The organism is Pseudomonas sp. UFMG81, from assembly GCF_015354575.1.
Classification (GTDB): Bacteria; Pseudomonadota; Gammaproteobacteria; order Pseudomonadales; family Pseudomonadaceae; genus Aquipseudomonas.
Genome location: NZ_JACAFQ010000021.1, coordinates 66368 through 81788 on the forward strand (window position 1 = coordinate 66368; position 15421 = coordinate 81788).

The 15421-nt window shown below is 65.3% G+C and carries 13 protein-coding genes and 1 pseudogene; 10 read left to right on the top strand and 4 right to left on the bottom strand.

The window, feature by feature from the left end; all coding sequences use genetic code 11:
- Positions 1 to 9: 9 nt before the first annotated feature.
- Positions 10 to 738, bottom strand: a complete 729-nt coding sequence (locus IX761_RS16880; protein WP_194790706.1) for a DUF899 domain-containing protein — start codon at positions 736 to 738, stop codon at positions 10 to 12.
- A gap of 164 nt (positions 739 to 902) precedes the next feature.
- On the opposite strand from IX761_RS16880, the gene IX761_RS27145 reads away from it, so the two are divergent.
- Positions 903 to 1214 (top strand): hypothetical protein, encoded by a 312-nt coding sequence (locus IX761_RS27145; protein ID WP_416366795.1) that lies wholly within the window; start codon positions 903 to 905, stop codon positions 1212 to 1214.
- Here IX761_RS27145 and IX761_RS16885 read toward each other — a convergent pair.
- Entirely contained in the window at positions 1211 to 1870 is a 660-nt protein-coding gene (locus tag IX761_RS16885) for an HAD family hydrolase (RefSeq protein WP_194790707.1), read from the bottom strand. The genes IX761_RS27145 and IX761_RS16885 overlap by 4 nt on opposite strands.
- Before the next feature lie 93 nt (positions 1871 to 1963).
- Here IX761_RS16885 and lexA point away from each other — a divergent pair, with 93 nt between their 5' ends.
- From lexA to IX761_RS16905, 4 genes are read left to right on the top strand one after another with little or no spacing between them, the layout of a single operon-like run.
- Positions 1964 to 2581 (top strand): transcriptional repressor LexA, encoded by a 618-nt coding sequence (gene lexA / locus IX761_RS16890; RefSeq protein ID WP_194790708.1) that lies wholly within the window; start codon positions 1964 to 1966, stop codon positions 2579 to 2581.
- Positions 2581 to 3201 carry a translesion DNA synthesis-associated protein ImuA gene (imuA, locus tag IX761_RS16895; RefSeq protein ID WP_194790709.1) on the top strand — a complete coding sequence of 207 codons (621 nt, stop codon included), beginning with the start codon at positions 2581 to 2583 and terminating at the stop codon, positions 3199 to 3201. The genes lexA and imuA overlap by 1 nt, the downstream gene beginning before the upstream one ends.
- A 6-nt stretch (positions 3202 to 3207) precedes the next feature.
- On the top strand, positions 3208 to 4626 hold the full coding sequence (locus IX761_RS16900) for a Y-family DNA polymerase (RefSeq protein WP_194790710.1): 1419 nt from the start codon (positions 3208 to 3210) through the stop codon (positions 4624 to 4626).
- Positions 4623 to 7697, top strand: a complete 3075-nt coding sequence (locus tag IX761_RS16905; RefSeq protein ID WP_194790711.1) for an error-prone DNA polymerase — start codon at positions 4623 to 4625, stop codon at positions 7695 to 7697. Before IX761_RS16900 ends, IX761_RS16905 begins: the two co-directional genes overlap by 4 nt.
- Positions 7698 to 7766: 69 nt before the next feature.
- On the opposite strand, the gene IX761_RS16910 is transcribed toward IX761_RS16905, so the two are convergent.
- Both IX761_RS16910 and IX761_RS16915 read right to left on the bottom strand, forming a co-directional pair.
- Positions 7767 to 8588, bottom strand: coding sequence for an aldo/keto reductase (locus IX761_RS16910; protein ID WP_194790712.1), 822 nt, complete (start codon positions 8586 to 8588; stop codon positions 7767 to 7769).
- Complete coding sequence (locus IX761_RS16915; protein WP_194790713.1) at positions 8576 to 9481, bottom strand: LysR family transcriptional regulator; 906 nt, start codon at positions 9479 to 9481, stop codon at positions 8576 to 8578. Before IX761_RS16915 ends, IX761_RS16910 begins: the two co-directional genes overlap by 13 nt.
- Positions 9482 to 9602: 121 nt before the next feature.
- Between IX761_RS16915 and IX761_RS16920 the strand changes: the two genes are divergently transcribed.
- From IX761_RS16920 to IX761_RS16940, 5 genes and pseudogenes are all read left to right on the top strand, one after another.
- A complete protein-coding gene (locus IX761_RS16920; protein ID WP_194790714.1) occupies positions 9603 to 10301 on the top strand; it encodes a CoA transferase subunit A in 699 nt (232 codons plus the stop codon).
- Positions 10302 to 10336: 35 nt separating this feature from the next.
- Positions 10337 to 10993, top strand: coding sequence for a CoA transferase subunit B (locus tag IX761_RS16925; RefSeq protein ID WP_194790715.1), 657 nt, complete (start codon positions 10337 to 10339; stop codon positions 10991 to 10993).
- 145 nt (positions 10994 to 11138) lie between these two features.
- On the top strand, positions 11139 to 12557 hold the full coding sequence (locus tag IX761_RS16930) for a short-chain fatty acid transporter (protein WP_194790716.1): 1419 nt from the start codon (positions 11139 to 11141) through the stop codon (positions 12555 to 12557).
- 157 nt (positions 12558 to 12714) lie between these two features.
- Complete coding sequence (locus tag IX761_RS16935; RefSeq protein ID WP_194790717.1) at positions 12715 to 14937, top strand: TonB-dependent siderophore receptor; 2223 nt, start codon at positions 12715 to 12717, stop codon at positions 14935 to 14937.
- Between the two features lie 95 nt (positions 14938 to 15032).
- Positions 15033 to 15421: pseudogene (locus tag IX761_RS16940) on the top strand (hypothetical protein); the annotation flags it as partial.

Consider the following 15421-nt stretch of genomic DNA (forward strand, 5'->3'; position numbering starts at 1 on the left):
CCGAAACGTTCATTCGCCGCAGCAGTGCGGCTTGCCCTGGGCGCCTTCGTAACGGTCGTGGTGGCGTACCCAATCCATGGTGCCTGCCTCGTTGCGCCCCAGTGGGGCCAGGTCGAGGAAGTTGTAGGTGTTGACCAGGATGTCCAGCCCACGGGCATAGGTCGAGTAGGTGTGGTAGATGCCACCGTCGCTTGCCTTGATGAAGGCGCTAAGGCCGGGCAACTCGGCTTCGTTGCCGCTGTAGGGTTCGTAGTTGTAGTGGCCACTGCCGTCGGTGGGGACGCTGACGCCGAAGTCCTGGTTGAAGTGGCTGCCGTGGGAGGAGTACCAGGGGAAGCGCCAGCCCATGCGCTGGCGGAATGCCTGGAATTCGCCGTAGGGCGCACTGGAAACCGCCACCAGTGACACATCGTGGTGGGCCAGGTGCAGGTTGGCGCCATCGAAATGGTCGGCGAGGAACGAGCAGCCCGGGCAGCCTTCGCTCCAGCCTTCGGCGAACATGAAGTGGTAGACCAGCAGTTGGCTGCGCCCGGCGAATAACGCGCTCAGTGGCAGTTCGCCGTCTGCACCGTGGAAGCGGTAGTCCGCCTCGACTCGCACCCAGGGCAGGGCCCGGCGGGCGGCGGCGAGTTCATCGCGCTGGTGGGTGAAGGCTTTTTCGTGCAGCCAGAGCTGGCGGCGGGCGGCAAGCCATTGGTTGCGGGAAACCACTAGATGCTTGGTATCGGGTGTGTTCATGATGAGCGCTCCGCGGTGGGGGATTCATCAAGTGGTCGTATGGACTGAGGGCCAATCGACGGGTAACAAATGACGACCGACGAGTGGTAAGTGGGGCTGTGTCAGAGATTTCTGATATCGTTGAGCCATCATTCGCGCGGAGCTTAACCATGTCCTTCTTAGCCATGCGCTGGCTCTCACTACCCTTGCTGGCACTGTGCCTGGCTGCTCCGGCGGCGCATGCCGGCAATACACCTTGCTCTGGGCGTAAAGGAGGGATCGCAGGTTGTGATGGTGCCACATTCCTTTGCAATGACGGATCGATCAGCGCCTCGAAGAAAAACTGCAGCGCCCTGTATGGCGGACGCTCCAATTTTCAGCCACTGCGTGCCAGCGATGATGGGTGCGCCTGCGGTAGTGGTAACTACTGCACTGGACCTCGTGGCGGGGTGTATTGCCTGACACCGTCTGGCAATAAGAGCTACAAACGCCGTTAGCCCTGCATCCGCTCGATCAGCGCCCACAGCTGCGGATCATCAAAATCCTCGATCACCAGTTGCGCCCCAGCCTCGATCAACCGCTCGGCCGGCTGCGTGGTAGCCAGGCCCACGGTATAGATCCCGGCGCCATTAGCCGCTCGCACCCCCGGCAGCGAATCCTCGAAGGCCAGTGCTGCACCAGCCTCGGCCCGCAGCCGCTCGAGGCCGGTAAGGTAGGGCAACGGATCCGGCTTGGGCCGGGCCAGCTCGTCGGCAACCAGCACATGCTCGAAACGTTCGCTCAGCCCCATGGCCGCAAGCATGTGCTCGGCGTTCAGGCGTGGAGCGTTGGTCACCACGCACATGCCCACGGCATGCTGCTTGGCATGATCGAGCAGGCGCAACAGGCCGGGCAGGGGGTGCAGCGTGGGCGACAACTCACGGAACAGCGCCTCCTTGCGCTCGGCCAGCGCCTGGCGCTGGGCGAAGTCGGCCTGCGGAAACAGGTCGGCGAACAACAACCCGTTGGAGCGCCCACTGACCCGCAGGTCGAACTGCTCCTGGGTCAGTTCACGCCCGTCGTAGTCGCGCAGCAGCTGGCGGAAAGCCTGCAAATGCAGGGTGTCGGTGTCGGTGAGGGTTCCATCGAGGTCGAACAGCAGGGCGGTGAGCATCGGGCATCCTGGCGTTGAAGAATCAATTCAGCAGCATCATAGCCAAAGCCGACGACAAAGGGGGCTGTTCAGTGTTTCACAAAAAGAGTACAAATGTGCTCCATGGACAATCTGACCCCAAAACGCCGCGCCATTCTCGAATTCATTCGCGAGCGCATCACCGAGCAAGGCCAGCCCCCTTCGCTGGCCGACATCGCTGCGCGCTTCGGTTTCGCCTCGCGCAGTGTGGCGCGCAAGCACATCACCGCCCTGTGCCAGTGTGGCTATATCGAAGTCACCCCCAACCAGGCCCGCGGCATCCGCCTGGCCGAGCCGCTGCGCCGGCCCGAGATACTGGAGCTGCCAGTGCTCGGGCAGGTCGCCGCCGGCGCACCGATCGGGCCCGACCTCGACATCCACGAGCAACTGCTGCTCGACCCCAGCCTGTTCCGCCGTACCCCCGACTACCTGCTCAAGGTGCGCGGCGACTCGATGGTCGACGATGGCATTTTCGACGGCGACCTGGTCGGCATCCGCCAGCAAGGAGATGCCCGCGATGGCCAGATCGTGGTCGCCCGGCTCGATGGCGAGGTGACCATCAAGCGCTTGCAACGCACCCGTGAGGGCTATCGCCTGCTGCCACGCAACCCGCATTACCAACCCATCGACGTCGGCCCCGAACACGCGTTCTTCATCGAAGGCGTGTTCTGCGGCCTGCTGAGGCGTGACTGATGGGCGCGGTAGTCAACCTGGACCACCTGCTCGACCAGCAAAAGGTCTGGCGCGGGCGGCAGGCCCGGACACGCCCGCAGGGCCTGCAACCGAGTGGGCACGCTGCGCTCGATGAGCGCCTGCCGGATGGCGGCTGGCCATCGTCGTCACTGAGCGAAGTGCTGATGGCCAACCCCGGCTGCGGCGAGTTGCAGTTGCTGTGGCCCACGCTCGCGCGCTTGACCTCTGCGGGCGAGCGGGTGGTGCTGGTGGCGCCACCGTTCATCCCCTATGCACCAGCCTGGCAGGCGGCGGGCGTCGACCTGCGCTGGCTGGCACAGGTCGACGCCGACAGCAGCGAAGCACTCTGGGCTGCCGAACAGTGCCTGCGTTCGGGCAGTTGCGCGGCAGTACTGTGCTGGCCAGAGCGCGCCGACGACCGAGCCCTGCGCCGCTTGCAGGTGGCAGCGGAAACCGGCGCCGCGCTGGCGTTCGCCTGCCGCCCGCAGCAGGCAGGGCGCAACCCATCGCCTGCGGCATTGCGCATTGCCGTCGATCTGCGGCCTGCGCAGTGGCGGGTGCTCAAGTGCCGTGGCGGGCTGCCGCCGGCTGCCCCCATCGCCCGTCCGGGGCGGGGCTGATGCAGCATGCTCTGGGCCTGCATCCTGTTACCCCAGCTGGCACTGGACAGCGTCCTGCGCGAACGCGATGACCCTGACACCCCCCTCGTACTGATCGGCGGGCCGACCCAGCGACGGGTGTTGCAAGCCGTCAGCCCGGCGGCCAATCGGTTGGGCCTGCGCGCAGGGCAGACGCTCACCGCCGCCCGGGCCCTGGCCGACGGCTTTACCTGTGTCGAAGTGGAACCTGCGCGCATCGAGCAATTGCAACAGCTGCTGGCGGCCTGGGCCTACCGCTTCAGTGCGCAAGTGAGCCTGCATTATCCGCGCGCCTTGCTGCTGGAAGTGGGGTCCAGCCTACAGCTGTTCGGGCCCTGGCCGGTGTTCGAGGCGCGTTTGCGCCAGGAGCTCAACGCCCTGGGCCTGCGCCAGCGTATCGTGCTGGCCAGCAACCCAGTGGCGGCGCGGATGCTCGCCAATGTTCACGATGGCCTGGCTGCGGCGGCGGCCGACGACACCCGCGCCGCCTTGTTGGAAATGCCCATCGCCCGAGTCGGCCTGCCGCCCGAAGCCAGCGAAGCACTTGCGCACATGGGCCTGCGCCAACTTGGCCAGGTGCTGACGCTGCCCCGTGAGTCGCTGGCGCGACGGTTCAGCAGCCAGGTACAACTGCACCTGGACCAATTGTTCGGCCTGCGTGCACTGGGGCTGGATTTCTACCAGCCGCCCGATCGCTTCGAGGCGCGGCTGGAACTCAACTTCGACGTCGAGTCACACCAGGCGCTGTTGTTCCCCCTGCGCCGGCTGATCAACGACCTGGCCGCTTTCCTCGCTGGGCGTGACTGCGGTGTGCAGCGCTTCGAACTGCACCTGGAACATGCCGACGGCCCCGACACCCTGTTGCAGGTGGGCCTGCTGTCCGCCGAGCGCGATGCCGCGATGCTCTTCGAACTGGCGCGCGGGCGCCTGGAACCGCTGCGCATACCGGCGCCGGTGCGCAATCTGCGGCTGCTGGCGGCCGACCTGCCGCCCTTCGTGCCGCAGCACCAGGCATTGTTCGACCCGCGTACAAAGCAGGACCAGCCCTGGGAACAATTGCGCGAACGCCTGCGTGCACGGCTTGGCGATGAGGCGGTCAAGGGCCTGCGTGCCGCAGCCGATCATCGCCCCGAGTGCGCCTGGCAAGGCGTGGAGCAGGGCGGCCCGGGGCCGCTGATGATCGCCCCCGGTAGCCGGCCTGGCTGGCTGCTGCCCGAGCCCCAGGCACTGTCAGAGGCCGGTGTGCAACTGCTGGGCCTGCCCGAGCGCATCGAGTCGGGCTGGTGGGATGGCGGCGATGTGCGCCGTGACTACTACCGTATCGAAACCCGTGACGGCCAGCAGGGCTGGGCCTATCGTGACCTGGCGTGCCCGGGGCCATTGTGGCTGCAAGGGTGGTTCGCATGAACACGGTCGGTTACGCCGAGTTGCACTGCCTGTCGAACTTCAGCTTCCAGCGTGGCGCCTCCAGTGCCGATGAGTTGTTTCGCCGTGCCCGGGAGCAGGGCTATCAAGCCCTGGCGATCACCGATGAGTGCACCTTGGCCGGTATCGTGCGGGCTTGGCAGGCTGCTCGTGAGCATGGGTTGAAGCTGATCGTCGGGAGTGAGGTTCAGGTAGAAGAGGGGCCCAAGTTGGTATTGCTGGTGGAGAACCTTGCGGGCTATCAGAATCTCTGCGCGCTGATCACCCTGGCGCGCCGTCGCGCACAAAAGGGCAGTTACCAGCTGCTGCTCGAAGACCTCGAAGCCCATCACCAGGGCCTGTTGGCGCTGTGGGTAACGCGACAGGATGAAAACCATGAGGTCGGCCTGCGCCTGCGTGGCATATTCGGTGAGTGTCTGTGGTTGGCGGTGCAGCTGCACCGTGGTGCCGACGATGCGGCTTATCTAGAGCGCTTGCGCACGTTGGGCGCACAGCTGGCCGTACCGCTGGTGGCCTGTGGCGATGTCCACATGCATGTGCGTGGGCGTCGGGCGTTGCAGGACTGCATGACCGCCATCCGCGCGCATTGCCCGGTAGCCGAGGCCGGGCGTTTGCTGTTCGCCAATGGCGAGCGGCACCTGCGCCCGCTCGAACAGCTCCAGGCGCTGTACCCACAGGACTTGCTCGGGCAGACGCTGAACATCGCCCGACGCTGCACGTTCGAACTGTCCGAGCTCAAGTACCAATACCCGCGCGAACTGGTACCGCAAGGCCATACCCCCGCCAGCTGGTTGAGCGCCCTGTGCGAGCGCGGTCTGCCTGGGCGCTGGCCACAGGGGCCGAGCGACGAGGTGCGCGCGGTGCTGGCAAAGGAGCTGGCCCTGATCGAGGAGCTTGGCTACGAGAGCTATTTCCTCACCGTCCACGACATCGTCGCTTTCGCCCGCAGCCAGCGCATCCTTTGCCAGGGGCGCGGATCGGCGGCCAACTCGGTGGTGTGCTTCGTGCTGGGCATCACCGAGCTCGACCCCATGACCCACCACCTGTTGTTCGAGCGTTTCCTCTCCCGCGAGCGCAACGAGCCGCCGGACATCGATGTCGACTTCGAGCATGACCGCCGCGAAGAGGTGATCCAGTACGTGTTCCGCCGTTATGGCCGCCACCGCGCGGCGCTCACGGCGGTGGTCAGCAGTTACCACGCCGCCGGCGCCGTGCGCGATGTGGCGCGGGCGTTGGGCTTGCCGGCCGACCAGGTGGATGCCCTGGCCAAATGCTGCGGGCGCTGGAGCGATCGCATCCCCGATGCCGCGCGCCTGGCCGAGGCCGGTTTCGATGCCCAGAGCCCGTCGCTGCGGCGCATCCTGGTGCTGGCCGGGGAGCTGATCGGCTTCCCCCGGCACCTGTCGCAACACCCAGGCGGCTTTGTCATCTCGCAACAACCCCTGCATGAACTGGTGCCGGTAGAGAACGCGGCGATGGAGGACCGCACGGTGATCCAGTGGGACAAGGACGACCTGGACATGGTCGGCCTGCTCAAGGTCGATGTACTGGCCCTGGGCATGCTCAGTGCCTTGCGTCGCTGTTTCGACCTGATCGCCCGGCACCGGGGCCATGAATACACGCTGGCCACTCTACCCAAGGAAGACCCGGCCACCTACGCCATGATCAGCCGCGCGGAAACGATGGGCGTGTTCCAGATCGAATCGCGGGCGCAGATGGCCATGTTGCCGCGGTTGAAACCGGCCACCTTCTACGACCTGGTGATCGAAGTGGCGATCGTGCGCCCCGGGCCGATCCAGGGTGACATGGTCCACCCGTACCTGCGCCGTCGGCTGGGCGAAGAGCCGGTCACCTATCCCTCCGAAAAGCTCAAGGCGGTGTTCCATCGCACACTGGGCGTGCCGCTGTTCCAGGAACAGGTGATGGAACTGGCCATGGTCGCCGCCGACTACAGCCCCGGCGAGGCCGACCAGCTGCGCCGCAGCATGGCAGCCTGGAAGCGCCATGGCGGGTTGGAGCCGCACCGCGAACGGTTGCTGGCGGGCATGCTGCGCAATGGTTACGAGCTGGCTTTCGCCGAGCGCATCTTCGAGCAGATCAAGGGCTTTGGCAGCTACGGCTTCCCCGAATCCCACGCCGCCAGTTTCGCCTTGCTGTGCTATGCCAGCAGCTGGCTGAAGTGCCATGAGCCGGCGATCTTCACCTGTGCGCTGGTCAACAGTTGGCCGATGGGTTTCTACAGCCCCGACCAGCTGTTGCAGGAGGCCCGCCGCCAGGGCATTGAGGTGCGGCCGGTGGATGTGTTCCACAGTGAATGGGACTGCACCCTGGAAGGTGAGGATGAACTGGCCATCCGCCTGGGCTTGCGGCAGATTCGTGGTTTCAACGAAGCCGATGCCCGCCGCCTGGAGCAGGCGCGCAAGCAGCGGCCATGGCGTGATGTCGAGGACCTGTGCCTGCGCGCTGGGCTCGATAGCCGTGCTCGGGCGCGCCTCGCCGATGCCGGCGCGCTGCGCGCGCTGGCCCGCGACCGGCATCAGGCGCGCTGGCAGGTGGCGGCGGTACAGGCGCAACTGCCGTTGTTCGCCGAGGTGCCGTCGGCGGAGGAGCAGGCGGTGGAGCTCCCGGCACCCACAGTGGGCGAAGACTTGGTGGCCGACTACGACACCCTGGGCACCACGCTGGGCCCGCACCCGCTGACCTTGCTGCGTCCACGCCTGCGAGCGCTGGGTTGCCGCAGTTCAGCCGAGCTGGCCGGGGTTGCCCATGGCGACAACATCGCCGTGGCCGGCATCGTGGTCGGGCGGCAACGTCCGCAGACCGCCAGCGGGGTGACCTTCGTCACCCTCGAGGACGAGCACGGCATGGTCAACGTGGTGGTCTGGCGTGACCTGGCCGAGCGGCAGCGGCGGGCGCTGGTGGGGTCGCAATTGCTCAAGGTGAGTGGGCGGCAGGAGCAAGAGAACGGGGTGCGGCACCTGATCGCCCGACGGCTGGAGGATATCAGCCCGTTGCTGCAAGGGCTGGATGTACGCAGCCGGGATTTTCATTGAACCTTATCGCGGGTCAATCCCCCTCCCACGATCGGAAGCACCGTGGGAGGGGCTTGAACCGCGATGTGGCTATACCATCGCCAGGCGCTGCTTGCGTGTGGGGGCCGGGAATGCCTGGTCGATCGCCTGCAGGTCCTCAGTCGTCAACACCAGCTCACTTGCCAACGCATTCAACCGCACATGCTCAGGCTCCACCGCCTTGGGAATCGCAATCACGCCGTCAGTGCGCGTCACCCACGCCAGGCTCACCTGCGCCGGCGTCGCGCCATGGCGCTCGGCAATCTCGGCCAGTACCGGATGGCGCAGCAGGTGCCCGGCCTGGGCCAGCGGGCAGTAGGCCATGGTCGGCAACTGCCGCTCGCGGCTCCAGGGCAACAGGTCGAACTCGATACCTCGCTCGGCCGGGTTGTACAGCACCTGGTTGGTGGCGCAGGCCGGGTTGCCCAGCTCGCGCATGTCGTCCAGATCGAAGTTGGACACGCCCCAGCGGCGGATCTTGCCTTGCTCGATCAACCGTTCGAAGGCCTCGACGGTCTCATCCAGCGGGTACTGCCCGCGCCAGTGCAGCAGGTACAGGTCGATGCAGTCGGTGCCCAGGCGCCTGAGGCTGCGCTCGCAGGCCGCCGGCACGCCGCGCTGGCTGGCGTTGTGCGGGTAGACCTTGCTGACCAGGAACACCTGGTCGCGTCGCCCGGCGATGGCCTGGCCGACCACCTGCTCGGCGCCGCCCTCGGCGTACATTTCCGCGGTGTCGATCAAGGTCAGGCCCAGGTCGATGCCCTGTTGCAGGGCCGCCACCTCGGCCGCCTTGCGCTGTGGGTCTTCGCCCATGTACCAGGTGCCCTGGCCAATGGCCGGAACGCGGGTACCCGCCAGATTCACGTATCGCATGTCACCTCCTGTGGATGGGTATGGGTCAACAACACATCGAGCAGCGCTTGAGCCGCTCGGGACAGTTTGTGGTCGGCCAGGGCGATCACGCCGATGCGCCGCTCCACGGTGGGCTCCACCAGGCGCACGCAGCGGGCGCCCAGTTGCTGCATCTGTTCGATGCACAACGCCGGCACGGCGCTGACGCCCAGGCCACTGGCGACCATGCGGCCAACCGTCGCCAACTGGTGGCTTTCGAAGGCCACCGTCAGCTTGCCGTGGCCGGCGGCGAGGTGTTGTTCAAGTAGCAGGCGCACCGCCGACGGGCGTTGCAGGGCGATGAAGTCCTCGGCCAACAGCTCCTGCCAGCGTACCTGCGGTAGCCGGGCCAGCGGTGAGTCGGCGGGCACCACGGCAACGAAACGGTCGGTGTACAGCGGATGGAAACGCAGCGCCTCGCCGTTGTCGGGCTCGAAGCCGATGCCCAGCTCGACGCGGCGGTGACGTACCAGCTCCAGCACTTGTTCGTTGATCACGTCGTGCACGGTCACGTTGACTTTCGGGTAGCGCTGGCGAAACACCTTAAGCGACTGCGGCAGCAGGTTGCCGGCGAAGGCGGGCATGGCCGCCACCGACACTCGCCCCAGTTGCAGGGTGAAACGCTGGCGCAGCATTTCTTCGGTGTCGTCCCAGTCGGCCAGCAGGCGCCGGGCCAGGGGCAGCAGCACTTCGCCCTCGGGGGTCAGGCTGACGCTGCGGGTGGTGCGGGTGAGCAGGGCGCCGCCGAGGTTGTCCTCCAGGGCCTTGATGGTCAGGCTCAGGGCCGGTTGCGACACGTGCAGGTGTTCGCCGGCCTGGGCGAAGCTCTGGTACTTGGCCACGGTGACGAAGGCACGTAGTTGCTTGACGTTCATGGGCTGGCTCGGTCTTTGTTTTGTAAAAGTTATCAATCGATGACGAAAACAAAATTAACAAATCAGTCGACTACAGTGAAGATGACCGCACGGTTCCAACAACTACAAAAGGCGACTGAGCATGGCCGGACTGGACAAGCGTGTAGCAAGCTACGAAGAGGCCCTGGCGGGCCTGACCGACAATATGACGGTACTGGCCGGCGGCTTCGGCCTGTGCGGCATCCCCGAGAATCTCATCGCCGAGATCAAGCGCCGTGGCGTCAAGGGCCTGACCGTGGTTTCCAACAACTGCGGCGTCGATGGCTTCGGCCTGGGTGTGCTGCTGGAGGACCGGCAGATCCGCAAGATGATTGCCTCCTACGTGGGCGAGAACGCCGAATTCGAGCGCCAGCTGCTCAGCGGCGAACTGGAAGTGGAGCTCACCCCGCAAGGCACCCTGGCCGAGAAAATGCGCGCCGGCGGCGCCGGCATCCCGGCCTTCTACACCGCCACCGGCTACGGCACCCCAGTTGCCGAAGGCAAGGAAGTGCGCGAGTTCAACGGCCGCAAGTACATCCTCGAAGAGTCCATCACCGGCGACTTCGCCATCGTCAAGGGCTGGAAGGCCGACCATTACGGCAACGTGGTGTACCGCAACACCGCGCAAAACTTCAACCCGCTGGCCGCCACTGCCGGCAAGATCACCGTGGTCGAGGTCGAAGAGATCGTCGAGCCCGGTGTGCTGCTGCCCAGCGAGATCCACACCCCGGGCATCTACGTCGACCGGGTCATCGTCGGCACCTTCGAGAAGCGCATCGAAAAGCGCACCGTCAAGGCCTGAGCGCCATCCTCAAGAACAACAAAGAGATCCTGACCATGGCATTGACCCGCGAACAAATGGCGCAACGCGTCGCCCGTGAACTCAAGGACGGCTACTACGTCAACCTCGGTATTGGCATCCCCACCCTGGTGGCCAACTACGTGCCTGCCGACATGGACGTGATGCTGCAGTCGGAAAACGGCCTGCTGGGCATGGGCGAGTTCCCCACCGAGGCGACCATCGACGCCGACATGATCAACGCCGGCAAGCAGACCGTCACCGCCCGCCGTGGCGCGTCGATCTTCGACTCGGCGCAATCCTTCGCCATGATCCGTGGCGGCCACGTCGACCTCACCGTGCTCGGGGCCTTCGAGGTGGACGTGCAGGGCAACATCGCCTCGTGGATGATCCCCGGCAAGCTGGTCAAGGGCATGGGCGGCGCCATGGACCTGGTGGCCGGTGCCGACAACATCATCGTCACCATGACCCACGCCTCCAAGGACGGCGAGTCCAAGCTGCTGCCCCAGTGCAGCCTGCCGCTGACCGGCGCCGGTTGCATCCGCAAGGTGCTCACCGACCTGGCTTATCTCGAGATCGAGGATGGCGCCTTCATCCTGCGCGAGACCGCCCCGGGCGTGAGCGTCGAAGAGATCATCGAGAAAACCGCCGGCAAGCTGATCGTGCCGGACGATGTGAAGGAAATGACTTTCTAAAAAGTACTACCGACCCTGTGGGAGCGGGCTTGCCCGCGAAGGCGATGGTGAATTCACCGCCGCCTTCGCGGGCAAGCCCGCTCCCACAGGGTTTTTGCGTTGCTTCAGTGTTGAAAATCAAAAAAACAAATAAAAGGAAATCCCCGTGGCCGCTGATATCCAAGACAGCCGCTCCGCCCGCTTTGCCTTGCGTTGCTCCAACTGGGCCGAACGCTGGTTCCCCGACTCCTGGGTGTTCGCCGCCCTGGCTGTGATGCTGGTATCGCTGGGTGCCCTGGTCATGGGCGCCAAGCCCACCGACACCGCCAAGGCCTTCGGTGACGGCTTCTGGAGCCTGATCCCGTTCACCATGCAGATGGCCTTCGTGGTCATCGGTGGCTACGTGGTGGCCAGCTCGCCACCCGCTGCGCGGCTGATCGACCGCCTGGCGCGCATCCCCAAGAACGGCCGCTCGGCGGTGTGCTGGGTAGCGCTGATCTCGATGCTCGCCTCGTTGCTCAACTGGGGGCTGTCGCTGGTGTTCGGCGGCCTGCTGGTGCGCGCCTTGGCGCGGCGCACCGACCTGAAGATGGATTATCGCGCCGCTGGCGCCGCCGCCTACCTGGGGTTGGGCGCGGTGTGGGCACTGGGCCTGTCGTCGTCGGCTGCGCAGTTGCAGGCCAACCCGGCCAGCCTGCCGCCGTCGATCCTGTCCATCACTGGGGTGATCCCGTTCACCGAAACCATCTTCCTCTGGCAGTCCGGGGTGATGCTGGCGGCGCTGGTGATCGTCTCGCTGATCGTCGCCTATGCCACCGCCCCTGGCCCGAACAGCGCGCGCAGCGCCCAGGACTGCGGGGTCGACCCCAGCTTCACTGCGCCACCCTCGCCGCAGCGCACGCGCCCGGGCGAGTGGCTGGAATACAGCCCGATCCTGATCCTGCTGCTGGTGGCCCTGGCCGCGGGTTGGCTGTACCAGGAGTTCGCCACCAAGCCTGCGATCACCGCGATCTCCGGGCTTAACACCTACAACCTGCTGTTCATCATGCTTGGTGCCTTGCTGCACTGGCGCCCGCGCAGCTTCCTCGACGCCGTGGCCCGCGCCGTGCCGACCACCACCGGGGTGCTGATCCAGTTCCCGCTGTACGGCTCGATCGCGGCCATCCTCACCCAGGTGAAAGGGGCGGATGCCGAAACCCTGGCCCACCACATCTCGCTGTTCTTCACCCAGATCGCCACCCACGACACCTATGCGCTGCTGATGGGCGTGTACTCGGCGGTGCTGGGCTTCTTCATCCCGTCCGGTGGTGGCAAGTGGATCATCGAGGCGCCCTACGTGATGCTGGTGGCCAACGACCTGCAGTACCACCTGGGCTGGGCGGTGCAGATCTACAACGCCGCCGAAGCGCTGCCAAACCTGATCAACCCGTTCTACATGCTGCCGCTGCTGGGCGTGCTGGGGTTGAAGGCGCGTGATCTGATCGGCTTCTCGTTCGTGCAGTTGCTGGTGCACGTGCCTTTGGTGCTGGTGCTGCTGTGGGCGTTGGGCACAACCTTGCAGTACGTGCCGCCGGTAATGCCGTGAGGCGTAGGCGCTGACAGAAGAGGGCGGTCGAATACCGCCCTTTTTTACGTTTCGATGACATATCGATAATGATTCGCATGCGCGATTCGTTTTCATGTGAATGCCGTTCATCCGGCAGCCAGGACATTCATCGAAACGAACAAGGAGACAGGCAGCGATGTTCGCGCCCATCAGCCGTTCCATGACCCTCACCCTGGGTCTGTGTGCCACCGTCGTCAGCCCGCTTGCGCTGGCCGAAGAGGCCGAAAAACGGCCCGACGACAACGTGCTGGAGCTCGGCTCCACCGAGATTCTCGCCCAGAGCCTGGGCAGCACCACCGAGCACAGCGGCTCCTACACCACCGGCAGCATGAGCGCGGCCACGCGCTTGAACCTGTCGATCAAGGAAACCCCACAATCGGTCTCGGTGCTGACCCGCCAGCAACTCGACGACTTCCAGCTCGACACCCTGTCCGAAGCCATGGCCCACGTCACCGGCGTCACCGTGCAGCGCAACGACTCGGAGCGCCCGAGCTATTACTCGCGGGGCTATTCGATCAACAACTTCCAGATCGACGGGATGCTCAACACCTTCTCCGGGCTCAAGTCGGACTCGGACACCATCATCTACGACCGGATCGAAGTGGTACGCGGCGCCACCGGCCTGACCACCGGCGCGGGCGACCCGTCCGGGACCATCGCCATGGTGCGCAAGCGGCCCACCTCGCAACTGGCGGTCAGCACCGGGGTCAGCGCCGGCAGCTACGACAACTACCACGGTTACCTCGATGTGGGTGGCCCGCTGGGGCTGGAAGGGCGCCTGCGTGGGCGCACGGTGCTGGCCTACCGCGACAGCCAGTCGTTCATGGATAAGTACGCCAGCCAGCGTGAGGTGGCCTACGGCATCCTTGAAGCCGACCTGACTGACAGCACCGTGCTGGCGGTGGGCTACGACTACCAGAACAAGCATGTGCAGGGCGCCTCCTGGGGCACCGTGCCGTACTGGAACGCCGACGGCGGCAAGGCCGACCTGCCGCGCTCGACCAACCTGGCCGCACCCTGGTCGTCCTGGCCGCTGAAGGACCAGACGGTGTTCGCCACCCTCGACCAGCAACTGCCCAACGACTGGCTGCTGAAGCTGGCCTACACCCACCGTGAGTCCGACAGCGACGGCAAGGTGTACTACGGTGGCAACGGTTTCCCCGAAGCCGACCGCAGCGGCATGAACGCCTGGTATTCGCACTTCAGCGGCGAGGAGAAGATGGACGCGGTCGATCTCAACCTGGCCGGGCCCTACCAACTGTTCGGGCGCAGCCATGACTTCATGATCGGCTATGGCGAATCCGAGCGGCGCGACAGTTCGCCTTACTTCGTCGAGGGGCCGTTGCCCGCCGACTACCAGAAGATCCCCGACTGGAAGTACATGAGCAGCGTCGCCAAGTTCCAGGACCTCGATATCGGACAAGATGGCTCGCGCAACTACACCAAGCAGAAAGCCGGCTATATCGCCACGCGCCTGAACCCCACCGACCGCCTGCACTTCGTGCTCGGCAGCCGCTACGGCAGCTGGCAGACCGAGAGCCGCGAGTGGACATTCGACGAGGACCTCAACGGCACCGAGCTTACGCCCAGCAAGCAGACCCAGAACGACCAGTGGACGCCCTACGCCGGGGTGCTGTACGACCTGACCGAACAGTACACCGTGTACGCCAGCTACACCGACATCTTCAACCCGCAGTCGGTACGCGACGTCAACCGGCAATACCTCGAGCCCATCGTCGGCAAGGTGTACGAGGTGGGCTTGAAGGGCAGCCTGATGGACGACCGGCTGAACCTGAGCAGTGCGGTGTACCGCAGCAAGCAGGACAACGTCGCCGAGCAGGATGACTCGGTGCCGCCCAACGGCAACGAGGTGTTCTACAAGTCCGGTGGCAAGGGCATCGTGGTCGAGGGCTTCGAAGCCGAGCTCGCCGGTGAAGTGAGCAGCGGCTGGCAGATGAGCCTCGGCTACAGCTACACCCACGCCGCCAATGCCGACAAGTCGCGCAAGAGCACCGAGCAGCCGTTGAACCTGGTGCGCTTCTCCAGCACCTACCAGTTGACCCCGGCATTGACCGTGGGCGGCACCCTGGACTGGCAGAGCGACACCTACAAGCTGGCCAACCGGCCAGTGGGGCGCCGGGCCAATGGTTCGGTGATCACGGCCAAGGACGAGATCAGCCAGAACGCCTTCGCGGTGGTGGGGCTGATGGCGCGTTATCGTTTCGACGAGCACCTGTCGGCGTCGGTGAACGTGAAGAACCTGTTCGACGAGCACTACTACAACAACCTGGGGTTCTATAACGGCGTGTACCACGGCGAGCCGCGCACGCTGATGGTGAGCCTGGACTGGAGGCTGTAGCGGCCTCGGGGACGGCGTGGGGTGGTGGGGCGAAATTGCCTGACGGGCAATGTCGATCTACTGTCACGTCGTCCCCATGCCTTCCAGGAGTTGCGATGAACAAGGTTTCGCTGAGTCTGGGTGTCACGCTCATTGGCGTATTGACGGGGTGTTCCGGCATTCCATCGCAGCCTTATGTGGAACCGCCAGCCTCGGCACCTACTGCCCGGATGCGGGTGATCAGCAATACGACGGTGTTCGGTGACGGTGTGTTTGGCCGTTGTGCGCCGAATCTGCGGCACCAGATGGTCCAGGCTGGGCATTTCTCGGCGGGGCAGGCTGTGCAGGATTACCCGCAGTTCCCCAGCGTACCGGCGAAGCTTGGCATGCCGCCACGCCTGTCGCCGCAATTGCTCAGCCTCACGCCCACCGTGCGCAATGCCCAGGGCCGTGTCGAGGAGGTGGTTGCCGAGTACCGAGTGCCGACATCGGCACCCTTTCAGCT

Coding starts and splice junctions, on each gene's coding strand:
- IX761_RS16880 (WP_194790706.1), bottom strand. CDS start 738: ATGAACACACCCGATACCAAGCATCTAGTGGTTTCCCGCAACCAATGG.
- IX761_RS27145 (WP_416366795.1), top strand. CDS start 903: ATGCGCTGGCTCTCACTACCCTTGCTGGCACTGTGCCTGGCTGCTCCG.
- IX761_RS16885 (WP_194790707.1), bottom strand. CDS start 1,870: ATGCTCACCGCCCTGCTGTTCGACCTCGATGGAACCCTCACCGACACC.
- lexA (WP_194790708.1), top strand. CDS start 1,964: ATGTGCTCCATGGACAATCTGACCCCAAAACGCCGCGCCATTCTCGAA.
- imuA (WP_194790709.1), top strand. CDS start 2,581: ATGGGCGCGGTAGTCAACCTGGACCACCTGCTCGACCAGCAAAAGGTC.
- IX761_RS16900 (WP_194790710.1), top strand. CDS start 3,208: ATGCTCTGGGCCTGCATCCTGTTACCCCAGCTGGCACTGGACAGCGTC.
- IX761_RS16905 (WP_194790711.1), top strand. CDS start 4,623: ATGAACACGGTCGGTTACGCCGAGTTGCACTGCCTGTCGAACTTCAGC.
- IX761_RS16910 (WP_194790712.1), bottom strand. CDS start 8,588: ATGCGATACGTGAATCTGGCGGGTACCCGCGTTCCGGCCATTGGCCAG.
- IX761_RS16915 (WP_194790713.1), bottom strand. CDS start 9,481: ATGAACGTCAAGCAACTACGTGCCTTCGTCACCGTGGCCAAGTACCAG.
- IX761_RS16920 (WP_194790714.1), top strand. CDS start 9,603: ATGGCCGGACTGGACAAGCGTGTAGCAAGCTACGAAGAGGCCCTGGCG.
- IX761_RS16925 (WP_194790715.1), top strand. CDS start 10,337: ATGGCATTGACCCGCGAACAAATGGCGCAACGCGTCGCCCGTGAACTC.
- IX761_RS16935 (WP_194790717.1), top strand. CDS start 12,715: ATGTTCGCGCCCATCAGCCGTTCCATGACCCTCACCCTGGGTCTGTGT.